9 protein-coding genes are annotated in these 11,361 nt (G+C 61.3%); 6 read left to right on the top strand and 3 right to left on the bottom strand.

The genetic code is table 11. From position 1 onward, the window contains the following. Positions 1-24: 24 nt before the first annotated feature. Positions 25-435, bottom strand: a complete 411-nt coding sequence (locus HMPREF2635_RS12520) for a PaaI family thioesterase (protein ID WP_070821863.1) — start codon at positions 433-435, stop codon at positions 25-27. Between the two features lie 102 nt (positions 436-537). On the opposite strand from HMPREF2635_RS12520, the gene paaZ reads away from it, so the two are divergent. From paaZ to HMPREF2635_RS12505, 3 genes are all read left to right on the top strand, one after another. Beyond that, on the top strand, positions 538-2,598 hold the full coding sequence (paaZ, locus tag HMPREF2635_RS12515; protein ID WP_070517314.1) for a phenylacetic acid degradation bifunctional protein PaaZ: 2,061 nt from the start codon (positions 538-540) through the stop codon (positions 2,596-2,598). A 78-nt stretch (positions 2,599-2,676) separates the two neighbouring features. Further along, positions 2,677-4,377 (top strand): FAD-binding dehydrogenase, encoded by a 1,701-nt coding sequence (locus HMPREF2635_RS12510; protein ID WP_070821862.1) that lies wholly within the window; start codon positions 2,677-2,679, stop codon positions 4,375-4,377. Between the two features lie 27 nt (positions 4,378-4,404). After that, entirely contained in the window at positions 4,405-5,688 is a 1,284-nt protein-coding gene (locus tag HMPREF2635_RS12505; protein ID WP_070821861.1) for a hypothetical protein, read from the top strand. A 396-nt stretch (positions 5,689-6,084) separates the two neighbouring features. On the opposite strand, the gene leuS is transcribed toward HMPREF2635_RS12505, so the two are convergent. Beyond that, positions 6,085-8,934, bottom strand: a complete 2,850-nt coding sequence (gene leuS / locus HMPREF2635_RS12500) for a leucine--tRNA ligase (RefSeq protein WP_070821860.1) — start codon at positions 8,932-8,934, stop codon at positions 6,085-6,087. 199 nt (positions 8,935-9,133) lie between these two features. Between leuS and HMPREF2635_RS12495 the strand changes: the two genes are divergently transcribed. Both HMPREF2635_RS12495 and HMPREF2635_RS12490 read left to right on the top strand, forming a co-directional pair. Continuing rightward, a complete protein-coding gene (locus HMPREF2635_RS12495) occupies positions 9,134-9,406 on the top strand; it encodes a type II toxin-antitoxin system Phd/YefM family antitoxin (RefSeq protein ID WP_049154824.1) in 273 nt (90 codons plus the stop codon). Continuing rightward, positions 9,406-9,789: a type II toxin-antitoxin system VapC family toxin gene (locus HMPREF2635_RS12490; RefSeq protein WP_070510079.1), complete on the top strand. Its 384-nt coding sequence runs from the start codon at positions 9,406-9,408 to the stop codon at positions 9,787-9,789. The genes HMPREF2635_RS12495 and HMPREF2635_RS12490 overlap by 1 nt, the downstream gene beginning before the upstream one ends. Before the next feature lie 376 nt (positions 9,790-10,165). On the opposite strand, the gene HMPREF2635_RS12485 is transcribed toward HMPREF2635_RS12490, so the two are convergent. Then, a complete protein-coding gene (locus tag HMPREF2635_RS12485) occupies positions 10,166-10,546 on the bottom strand; it encodes a zinc ribbon domain-containing protein YjdM (RefSeq protein ID WP_070821859.1) in 381 nt (126 codons plus the stop codon). A gap of 114 nt (positions 10,547-10,660) precedes the next feature. Between HMPREF2635_RS12485 and HMPREF2635_RS12480 the strand changes: the two genes are divergently transcribed. Next, entirely contained in the window at positions 10,661-11,269 is a 609-nt protein-coding gene (locus tag HMPREF2635_RS12480; protein ID WP_070821858.1) for a CueP family metal-binding protein, read from the top strand. Positions 11,270-11,361: the final 92 nt, after the last annotated feature.

Genomic DNA, 11,361 nt, shown 5'->3' with positions numbered 1-11,361 from the left:
TTTACGCTTTATTTACGGACTCCCTTACTTCCCTTCCGCTTTAGGGGAAATCAACGCATTCGTGATACGCGCCGTGCACAGTCTCCTCCCCTCGTCATCTGTAATGACGATCTCGTGGGAGCACAGCGTCTTGCCCAGCTTGATGGCGGTGGCTGTCGCCGTGACCTGACCCGAGCGCCCGGAGGCGTGGTGCGTCGCGTTGATGTCCACGCCGACAGCGACCTTGCCCAGCGTCGAGGCGTGAATCACCGCCGCCCAGCTGCCGACGGCCTCAGCGATACAGGCCATCGCGCCGCCGTGAAGCAGCCCGAAGGATTGGGTGTTGCCCTCAACCGGCATGGTGGCCACCACTCGCTGGGCCGACTCTTCTAGGATTTCTACGCCCATCTTCTTGTCCAGCTCACCCAACTGAATCTTCCATACCTCTGCGGCCATACTGCACTCCTTACTTAATCCTAGAAATGTGACGCAGACTATACTAGCCTGTATTTACTGACCAACCGTTCGGAAACTAATGGAAAGGCCAAACTTTTCGCTATGACTGAAGCCCTCGTCCCCAGCTACCTCTCCGGCCAGTGGCTCACCCCGGACAACCCTTCGCGCGTTGCGGACGTGCACGACGCCTCCACCGGGGACGTTGTCGCCAGGGTTAGCGCCGAAGGCCTCGACATCGCCGGCGCCATCGATTACGCCCGCAATACCGGGCGCGAAGGACTGCAGAAGCTCACCTTCCACGAGCGCGCCCTCAAGCTCAAGGAGCTGGCGATCTACCTCCAAGACCACCGCGAAGAGCTCTACGAACTGGCCAACAAGGCCGGCGCTAATAAGCGCGATAATTTCGTCGATATCGACGGCGGTATCTCCACCATGTTCACCTTCTCCTCAAAGGGCCGCCGCGAGATGCCCAACTCCACCGTCATGCCGGATGGCGAAGCGGAGGTCTTCTCCAAGGACGGCTCCTTCATTGGCCGCCACATCTACACCTCCATCCCTGGCGTAGCCGTACAGATCAACGCCTTCAACTTTCCCGTCTGGGGCATGCTGGAGAAGTTCGCCCCGGCCTTCATCGCAGGCGTGCCCTCGATTGTTAAGCCCGCCACGCCGACCGGCTACATCACCGCGGCGTGTGTGCGCCTCATGATCGATTCCGGAATCCTGCCGGAGGGCAGCCTGCAACTCATTTCCGGCTCCGCCCGTGACCTGTTGGATCACCTGGACTATCGCGATCACGTGGCCTTTACTGGCTCTGCTGATACTGCGAACACCCTGCGCGCACACCGCAACGTCATCGAGGGCGGCATCCAGTTCAGCGCGGAGGCTGACTCCCTCAACGCCGCCATCTTGGGTACCGATGTCACGGCGGACTCCCCGGAGTTCGACGCCTTCGTCAAGGCAGTCTTCGGCGAAATGACCTCAAAGGCGGGCCAGAAATGTACCGCCATCCGCCGCGCCATCGTCCCGCATGCGCTTGTCGACGCCACCATTGAAGCCCTCAGCGCACGCCTGCGCGACAAGGTGGTCGTGGGCGATCCGCGCGATGCCTCCGCCACCATGGGTCCGTTGGTCTCCGCAGATCAGAAGCAAGACGTCGCGGAGGCCGTCGAGAAGCTCAAGGCCGGCGGCGGCGAGGTAGTCTACGGCGGCGAGGAGGCCAAGGGCGCGTTCTTCAACCCCACTATCCTGCGCTTTGCCGATAACCGCGCCCCAGCTGTCCACGACACCGAGGCCTTCGGCCCCGTCGTCTCCTTCCTGGGTTACGACTCCCCCGCCGAGGCCATCGAGCTCGCCGCCTTGGGCTCTGGCTCGCTGGTTGCCTCCGTTATTACGCATGACCCGCAGCTGGCACGCGAGTATGCACTCGGCATCGCCGCCCATCACGGCCGCCTGCACTTCCTCGACCGCGATGATGCGAAGACGTCTACCGGCCACGGCTCTCCCCTCCCGCACCTCGTCCACGGTGGCCCGGGTCGCGCCGGCGGCGGCGAAGAACTGGGTGGTGTGCGCGGCATCCTGCACTACATGCAGCGCACCGCCGTTCAGGGAACCCCGGACCACCTCACCGCCATTACCGGCCAGTGGCACCGCGGCGCAGCCGTGCAGCGCGTGACCCGCGCCGACGTGGAAAACGGCCAGGGTACCCACCCCTTCCGCAAGGACCTGGCCACGCTGCAGATTGGTGACCAATTCGCTTCCGACCTGCGCCACGTCTCCCTCGAGGAAATCCTCGAGTTCGCGGAGAAGACCGGCGATACCTTCTACGCCCACACGGACGAGGAGGCTGCAACAGCTAACCCCTTCTTCCCGCGCCGCGTCGCACACGGCTACCTGCTGGTCTCCTGGGCTGCGGGCCTCTTCGTGGAGCCCGCACCGGGCCCGGTTCTGGCCAACTACGGCCTGGAGAACCTGCGCTTCATCACGCCGGTGACCTACGACGATTCCATCCGCGTGGAGCTCACCGCCAAGCGCATCACCCCGCGCGTGACCGATGACTACGGCGAGGTCTGCTGGGATGCCGTGCTCTACAACCAGGAGGACGAGATCGTGGCGACCTACGATGTCCTCACCCTCGTGGAGAAGGTCAACACGACCTACGCCTAGGCCACAACCTCGGCATAAAGATGATGCTGTGCGAGCCAAGTCACACAATCGAGTCCGGTTTCTTTTATCATTACTGTCATGAAAGAAACTACCTCAACCACTGGCTCCGTCATCATCGTCGGCAGCGGCCTCGCCGGCATGGTCGCCGGCTATGAGGCCCTCAAGGGCGGCAAGCACGTCATCTTCCTGGAACAGGAGAACCGCAACAACCTCGGCGGCCAGGCCTTCTGGTCCCTCGGCGGGCTGTTTTATGTCGACTCCCCCGAGCAGAAGATGATGCGTGTCAAGGATTCCGAAGAATTGGCCTGGCGCGACTGGGCCAACTCCGCCGACTATGACCCGGTGACCGAGGAAGACCGGCACGATTTTTGGGGCGCAAAATGGGGCCGCGAATACGTACGCTTCGCCGCTAATGAAAAGCGCGGCTACCTCAAGTCCTTGGGCCTCAACGTGCTGCCCACCATCGGCTGGGCCGAGCGCGGTTCGGGCGATGCCTCCGGCCACGGCAACTCCGTCCCGCGTTTCCACCTCACCTGGGGCACGGGCCCGGAGGTCGTGCGCGTCTTCCGCGAACCACTCCTTAAAGCCGAAGAACAAGGCCAAGTCGAATTCCATTTCCGCCACCGCGTGGACGAGCTCGTCGTCGACAAGGACGACGCTGGCAGCCCGCGCGTCGTCGGTGTGCGCGGCAGCGTCCTCTCCCCCACCAGCCAGCCACGCGGTGAGGCGAGCCCGAGGAATGTGCTCAAGCACTTCGAGCTGCGCGGCTCTGCTGTCGTCATCGCCACCGGCGGCATCGGCGGCAACCTGGACAAAGTCCGCCGCATGTGGCCGACGCAGCGCTGGGGCGAATGCCCGGAGGAACTGGTCACAGGCGTTCCCGCGCATGTCGACGGCCGCGGCATAGACATCGCCCAGCAGGCGGGCGCCTCCGTGGTCAACACGGACCGCATGTGGGCCTACACCGAGGGCATGACCAACTGGAATTCCATCTGGCCCGGCCACGGCATCCGTATTATCCCCGGACCGTCAGCATTATGGCTCGACGCCGAGGGCAACCGCCTGCCCACCAACCTCTTCCCCGGCACCGATAACCTGGCGGCCTTAGCCCACATTGGCCAGACCGGGCACGGTTACTCCTGGTTCGTGCTCAACCAGACCATCGTGGACAAGGAATTCATCTTCTCCGGCTCGGAGCAAAACCCAGACCTGACGGACAAGGAATTCAAGAAGCTCGCCGGCAAGCTGGGCCCCGGCACCCACGTGGCCGTCAAGGCCTTCATGGAGAACGGAATCGATTGGGTTGTGGAAGACAACCTGGAGGACCTCGTCGCCGGAATGAACCGCATTGCACCTGAGGGCTCCCCCACCATTGAGGTACCCCAACTTAGAAAAGTCCTGGAAGATCGTGATTCCCAGCTGGATAATCCCTTCAGCAAAGACGCCCAAGTCAACTACCTCCGTGTCGCCCGCGGCTTCCTCGGCGACAAGCTCATCCGTGTTGCTCCCCCACACCGCATCCTGGATGAAACCAAGGGCCCACTCATCGCGGTGCGCCTGAAGTTCCTCACCCGCAAGACACTCGGCGGCCTGGAAACCAACCTGGATGGCCAGTGCCTCAACCCCGATGGCTCAGTCCTCCCCGGCCTTTACGCCTGCGGCGAGGCCTCCGGATTCGGCGGTGGCGGCATGCACGGCAAGAATGCGCTGGAAGGCACCTTCCTGGGCGGGTGCATCCACTCGGGCAAGCGCGTGGGCGAAGCGTTGGCGCGCGAATAGCACGGTTTTCTAATACTGTCGGGCACTATGAACCTCGCTAGGAACGTCCGCATCGACGTGGAGAATCCCTTCTTCACCACGTCCCGCTTCGTCGCCGCCCCCGCGGAACTTACCGTGGGCGAGATGATGATTATCGTCCACGCCGCGCTCGGCCTTGAGCCCTCTCACCCGGGAATCCTCGTGGGTGAGGAAGGCACGCCAATCGACGTCCTCAGCATCATTGACCAGGACTTTTTCGAAACATTCCGGGAAGTAGCGCACTACCACCCCTCGGACGGCGCATGGAATATCAGCATCAGCGTGGCGGACACCTCGCGCGTCGTCATGGGGCTGCCAGCCCTCATCGCCGGCGAGGGTCCTGATCTCATGAGTGAGCTGGGCAGTGCCGAGGCGATGTTCAAGGTGGTCCTCGACGTTCAAGCCACCATGGCCTACATGGCCGTACCCACGGAGAGCATGGAGCGCATCTTCGCGCTCTTCCCCAACTACACACTGGACCAAATCCATCAGCGCCTCACCACGTTCTTCCCGCCAGCAGTGGCGCAGCGCCTGGCCACCATGGGCACGGAGGCCGCCAATCTGGAAGGCGGCACCAAGCCCGCGCTGCCTGGGGATCTCCCTCTTGATCCTTTCCGCTCCACTCCTTTCGAAGACATCCCGGTGCCGTCCTCGGAGATGCTGGAGGAATGGCGCGCGGAAATCCACGAGGCCTACCCGGAGCTGCGCCCCGACTACGAGCTGCCGGCGCTTGATGACGCCATCGCCGCCCACGTGGGCCAGCGGGTGCGCGAATACCTCGAGGTCATCGAAGAATTTCCGCGCCTCACCGGGGCCGGCTACCTGAAGCAGGCGGCCGTCGCCCGCCTCAAGGAGGGCCTCAACAGCCCCAATGATTTTGATGATGTCAAGCGCGAGGACTACCACCAGCCGCTGCTGAACTTGCGGGGATTCTTGACGGACCTGGATTGGATCAAGACCACGACGACGGATATCAAGCTCACCAAATATGGCCGCAAGGCCATGAGCGATCCGCTCTGGGCAACGCAGGTCGTCCTGAACAACATCCCCTATGCCTACGCCGAACCGGAGGGCATTCCTCAACTCTCCTTCGAACTAGTCCATTTATTCCGCGGTGAGTGGGAGTTCAACCCAGAATACGACTACACGCACGCCATCACCCGCGATTTGTTATTCACGCTGGGCATTCTCGAGGATGACTCCACGTTCCCTGACATCACCGATGGCTGCGAGGGCTTCCTCGGCGAAATCATCACCAAGGTGCGCAAGGAGCTGAACCAAGAGCTGGATTAGCTCCAAGCCGGGACCATGTAGACACCACTCATAACACTGCTACCTGGTCGTTTTCGGCGGTGGGGTGGGGTTGTTCCACGCTAAATCCGCCTAGGACAGGAAGGCGTCCTGCAAAAGGCATCTGGCAAAAGGCATCTTTGGGTCTAAAAACGCCATCTGCACTGAGTAAATGGCGTTTTTGGCCGCGAAAACGCCTTATGACAGATGCCTTTTGTCAGTTACCTCCCGCATGTCGATGGAAACACGCAGACGTCGCGCTGCGAGGGGAGTGACGAAGGTACACGCCTAGGCGCAAAACTGCCCTAACTGACGATTTTCCCCACGATCATTCGCTGGAAGGCGCTGGTTTCGTCAACTAGGGCAGTTGCGGCCGCCATCTAACGGAGCCGCGGTGGTTTATTTGACCACCAGGTTGACCATGCGGCCCGGGACGTAGATCTCCTTGACCACGTTCTTACCCGCGGTCAGCTCGGCGATGCGCTCATCGCTCTTTGCCACGCCCACGACGGTGGCTTGGTCGGCGTCGGCAGGCACCATGACGCGGGCCTTGACCTTGCCGTTGATCTGTACCGGAACCTCGATCTCATCATCAACCAGGTACTTCTCGTCGAACTCCGGGAAGGCCTCGTAGGTCACGGTCTCATCGTGACCAAAGCGCTTCCACAGTTCCTCCGCGATGTGCGGGGCAACAGGGGAGACCAGCTGGGCCAAGGGCTCCACAGCGGCGCGCGGAGCGCCCTTCGGGTAGGCCTTGGTCAGGTAGTTCACGTACTCGATGAGCTTGGCCACCACGGTGTTCAGGCGCAGGTTCTCGTAGTCATCGCGTACGCCGGCGATGGTGCGGTTGAGGTGCTTCAGGTCATCGTCGGAAAGCTCCGCGTCCGTCGTGCACAGCTCGCCGGAGTTCTCATCGATAGCCAGGCGCCACAGGCGCTGGAGGAAGCGCTGCGCACCGACGACGTCCTTTGTTGCCCACGGGCGGGAGGTATCCAGCGGGCCCATCGACATCTCGTAAACACGCAGGGTATCGGCACCGTACTCGTTGCAGATGTCATCCGGGGCCACGGCGTTCTTCAGGGACTTGCCCATCTTTCCGTACTCCTGGTTAACCTCTTCGCCGTTGTAGAAGAACTTGCCATCCTTCTCCTCAACCTCGGCGGCTGGGACGTAGACGCCACGGGAATCGGTGTAAGCGTAGGCCTGGATGTAGCCCTGGTTGTAGAGGCGGCGGTAGGGCTCCTTGGAGCTCACGTAGCCCAGATCGAAGAGGACCTTGTGCCAGAAGCGCGAGTAGAGCAGGTGCAGCACGGCGTGCTCAACGCCACCGACGTAGAGGTCAACGCCACCCGGGTCGTTGGCACCGTGCTCGTCTGGGCGCGGGCCCGTCCAGTAGCGCTCGTTCTCAATATTGCAGAAGATCTCGTCATTCGTCGGATCGATGTAGCGCAGCTGGTACCAGGAAGAACCTGCCCACTGCGGCATGACGTTGGTATCGCGGTAGTAGGTCTTGGGGCCATCGCCCAGGCCCAGGTCCAGTTCCACCTCAACCCACTCGCGGGCCTTGGCCAGCGGCGGCTGCGGGGAGGAATCGGCATCATCCGGGTCGAAGGACACCGGCTTGTAGTCTTCTACCTCTGGCAGCTCGATGGGCAGCATCGACTCCGGCAGCGGGTAGGCCTGGCCGGCCTCGTCGTAGACGATGGGGAAGGGCTCGCCCCAGTAGCGCTGGCGGGCAAACAGCCAGTCACGCAGCTTGTACTGGATCTTCTCGCGGCCCACGCCCTGTTCCTCCAGCCACGGGATGATGGCGGCGATGGCCTCGTCCTTGGACATGCCGTTGATGTCCAGGGAATCGTTGGCGGAGTTCACGGCCTTGCCGGACTCGGTATAGGCCTCCTTGGTGATGTCGCCGCCAGCGACGACCTCCGTAATGGGCAGGCCAAAGACGGTGGCGAACTCGTAGTCACGGGTATCGTGCGCCGGGACCGCCATGATGGCGCCGGTGCCGTAGCCGGTCAGGACGTAGTCCGCGATGAAGATCGGGACCTTCTTGCCGTTGACCGGGTTGGTGGCATAAGTGCCCAGGAAGACGCCGGTCTTTTCCTTGTTCTCCTGGCGCTCCAAATCGGACTTCGCGGCGATGGAAGCACGGTAGGCCTCCACGGCCTCCTTCGGATCATCGTGGCCGAAGGTCCAGCGCTCGTCGACATCATCCTCGTAGGGGATGGGGGAGAGGAGGGCGTCGACAAGCTCGTGCTCCGGGGCCAGCACCACGTACTCCGCGCCGAAGAGGGTATCCGGGCGGGTGGTGAAGACGTCGATGTTGTAGCCCTCAGCGTGGAAGGTGACCTCCGCGCCGCGGGAGCGGCCAATCCAGTTGCGCTGCATGGACTTGACCTTCTCCGGCCAATCCAGAAGCTCCAGGTCATCGAGCAGGCGGTCCGAGTAAGCGGTAATGCGCATCATCCACTGGCGCAGGTTCTTGCGGAAGACCGGGAAGTTACCGCGCTCGGACTTGCCCTCCGCGGTGACCTCCTCGTTGGCCAGCACCGTGCCCAGGCCCGGGCACCAGTTCACGGTGGAGTTGGACAGGTAGACCAGACGGAAGTCGTCGAGTGCTTTGCGCTGTTCTTCCTTGCTCAGGTCCGCGTAGTAGCGGCCGTCCTTAGTGGTGCGCTTGCCCACCTCGAGCTCCTTGATGAGCTCAGAAATCGGGCGCGCCTTCTGCTGCTCCTCATCGAACCAGGAGTTATAAATCTGCAGGAAGATCCACTGCGTCCACTTATAAAACTCCGGGTCAGTCGAGGCCACCGAGCGGCGCGGATCATGGCCCAGGCCCAGAAGGCCCAGCTGGCGGCGCATATTCTTGATATTCGCCTCCGTCGTGGTGCGCGGGTGCGTACCCGTCTGGATGGCGTACTGTTCTGCCGGCAGACCGAAAGCGTCATAGCCCAGCGTGTGCAGGACGTTCTTGCCCAGCATGCGGTTAAAGCGGGCATAAGTATCCGTGGCGATATAACCCAGCGGGTGGCCTACGTGCAGACCCGCGCCAGACGGGTAGGGGAACATGTCCTGGATGTTCATCTTCTCCGCGGGAAGTTCCTTACCGTCCTCCGCGAGCGGCCCAACTGGGTTCGGCGCATTAAAGGTGCCGTTGTCCTTCCAGTACTGCTGCCAAGCACTTTCAATCTGCGCGGCGAGCTCCGGCGTGTAGCGGTGGGTGGTGTTATCGCTCGGGTTAGTCATGGTTAGACAGTGTAGTCACCGCACGGACATCTCCCCAGTTAGACCCAGCTAGGCCGCAATTCCGTTCCGCAGCGCGGCCACGCAACTGACGACGCCCCCCTTGTCCCCTCTAAGCTCTGCCACTAAAATCACCATTGTTCTACTGTTCTACATTTAACTTTTTACAGTCACCAGCCAATAAGGAAAGGCGGTTGGAGCAATGACCAACATTTCTTTGCGCGAACTCAACCAGCGTTCTGGCCACATCGTTCGCGAAGTTGCCGCTACAGGTCAAAGCGTGGTCATCACCGACCGCAATCGGCCCATTGCTCGCGTTGTTCCCATTTCATCTCTAGATAGCCCCGTGGAGCAGTTAGTAGCTGCCGGAATCCTGAGCCACAACCCGAAGCCTTACTCACAGCCAAGCACCACAGACTATCTGCCTTCCGGGACAGACGTTGTATCGCTACTGGATAGGGAAGACCGCTTGTGATGATCTACGTCGACACTTCGGCACTAGCGAAGTTGGCCTTGCCCGAGCGCGAAAGCTCCGAAGTCGCTGCACTCCTTGAAGGCCAGCAACTGTTTTCTTCTGCACTCATTGACATCGAGTTATCTAAAGTGTGGCAGCGCAGTGGCCTCACCGGCGCCGGTTACCGGAAGTTCACGGAGGGGGTCTCCAAAGTTGGCATCAGCGATGAGGTCATTCGTCGAGCTTGCTCGCTGACCGGCGTTCGCTCCCTGGATGCCATCCACCTGGCGAGCGCCTGTCTTCTCCGCGACGCTGGCCTCACCCTGACCTTTTTCACCTACGACAAACAGCTCCACGCCGCTGCCCAGTCTCAAGGTTTTGCTGTCTTTCCCTCGCCACAGTGACGACCACCAATACAAGTCTTGGGGGTACCTCTACGTCGTCTTCACTACCAACCCGACTTAGGCCAAATTGGTGCGGAACAACTCCACCCCGCCGTCGAAAAATGCAAGGTAGCAGCGTCAAGAGTGACGTTGCGGCACCTGCCCGATGACCTAAGTCGGGACACAACGACCGTTCCCGTAGAACACTGTACGCATCTTCGCGAAGCGGATTACCTTCTTTGCTCCCCTCGCAGCGCGCAACGTCTGCGCGCCTCCATCGACCTGCAGGAGGCGTCTGACAAAAGGCAGCGGTCTCAAGCAAGTCGGTGCTCACCCACCCCATGACCCAAGTCGGGACCAGTAAAAGTCCTGGGGTAGCCCTACATCGTCTTCACTACTAAACCTTCTTCACCACAGCAGGCTTCAGCTTCATCGCGCCAAAACCATCAATCCGGCAATCAATGTTGTGGTCTTCCTGGCCGGTGCCGGCGTCGAAGTTCAAGCGGATGCCGCGCACCTTGGTGCCGGCCTTCAGTGGCTGCTGCGCGCCCTTGACCTTGAGGGTTTTGGTGATGGTGACCGTATCGCCGTCGGCAAGCGCATTGCCCACCGAGTCCACGATGGTCGGTTCAGCTCTTTCCGTGGCCGAGGCATCGGCAGCGTCGGCGGAGAACTCGTGCGCGCACTCGGGGCAGACGATGAGCGGCGGCATCTCGTAGGTGTACTCGGAAGAGCATTCGGGGCAGGGCGGCAAAGTTGCGGCCGAAGTATCAGACATAAGAAGCAGTCTATCCTGCGTAGCCCAAAAGATGATCCTTCTCTCATTCCTTTGATTGATACCCCGGTGGGGTATAGGATTGGGCCAACACAATCGGACCCATTCGGAAGACTTATGAAACGCCTCATTTCTCTTGCTGCCGCCTGCGCCGCAGCCATCACCCTGTCCTCTTGCTCTACTGACAGCCCCGTACCGAGTGAAGCCTCGAAAAGCGCCGCTTCCAGCACCGAGGTCCAGCAGGTCTCCGCCGAGGAGATCCTCGCCGAGTTCGATCTCGAAGGGTTGGATGGCCAGGAAATCGTGGACAAGCTGGACCGCCAGTCCAAGGACGAGCGCAATAGCGATCTCCTCGCATCCGTGCGCCCGAACGAGCTCATCCTCGCTACTGAACAGGGTCAGGCCTCCCTGCCGCTGCCGGAGGACAAGTTCTACGTCTCCATCGCGCCGTACATGACCCAGACCCATGACTGCTTCAACCACTCCCTGACCACCTGCACTGGTGAGCTCGGCAAGGAAGACATCCACGTCACCATCACGGATTCCGAAGGAAATGAGCTAGTCAACGAAGACACCACGACGTTCGACAACGGCTTCATTGGCTACTGGCTGCCGGCCGACAAGAAGGGCACCATCACCATCGAGCAGGACGGCAAGACCGGCGAGGTTCCCCTGGATACCTCTGACGAAGGCGGTACCTGCGTGACCACGCTGCAGATGGCATAATCTGCCCATTCACTCACCACGGTGAATCCCACCTCCTGGGGTTCACCGTTTGTCGTTTTATGGGCCCTTCCGGTTTTAGAGTGCGTTGATTT

Source organism: Corynebacterium sp. HMSC035E02, from assembly GCF_001836065.1.
GTDB classification, from domain to species: Bacteria; Actinomycetota; Actinomycetes; order Mycobacteriales; family Mycobacteriaceae; genus Corynebacterium; species Corynebacterium hiratae.
This window is presented reverse-complemented; position numbering and strand designations above follow the sequence as displayed.

Bases quoted from the DNA above. Each gene is read 5' to 3' on its own strand.
- HMPREF2635_RS12520 (WP_070821863.1), bottom strand. From the start codon at position 435: ATGGCCGCAGAGGTATGGAAGATTCAGTTGGGTGAGCTGGACAAGAAG.
- paaZ (WP_070517314.1), top strand. From the start codon at position 538: ATGACTGAAGCCCTCGTCCCCAGCTACCTCTCCGGCCAGTGGCTCACC.
- HMPREF2635_RS12510 (WP_070821862.1), top strand. From the start codon at position 2,677: ATGAAAGAAACTACCTCAACCACTGGCTCCGTCATCATCGTCGGCAGC.
- HMPREF2635_RS12505 (WP_070821861.1), top strand. From the start codon at position 4,405: ATGAACCTCGCTAGGAACGTCCGCATCGACGTGGAGAATCCCTTCTTC.
- leuS (WP_070821860.1), bottom strand. From the start codon at position 8,934: ATGACTAACCCGAGCGATAACACCACCCACCGCTACACGCCGGAGCTC.
- HMPREF2635_RS12495 (WP_049154824.1), top strand. From the start codon at position 9,134: ATGACCAACATTTCTTTGCGCGAACTCAACCAGCGTTCTGGCCACATC.
- HMPREF2635_RS12490 (WP_070510079.1), top strand. From the start codon at position 9,406: ATGATCTACGTCGACACTTCGGCACTAGCGAAGTTGGCCTTGCCCGAG.
- HMPREF2635_RS12485 (WP_070821859.1), bottom strand. From the start codon at position 10,546: ATGTCTGATACTTCGGCCGCAACTTTGCCGCCCTGCCCCGAATGCTCT.
- HMPREF2635_RS12480 (WP_070821858.1), top strand. From the start codon at position 10,661: ATGAAACGCCTCATTTCTCTTGCTGCCGCCTGCGCCGCAGCCATCACC.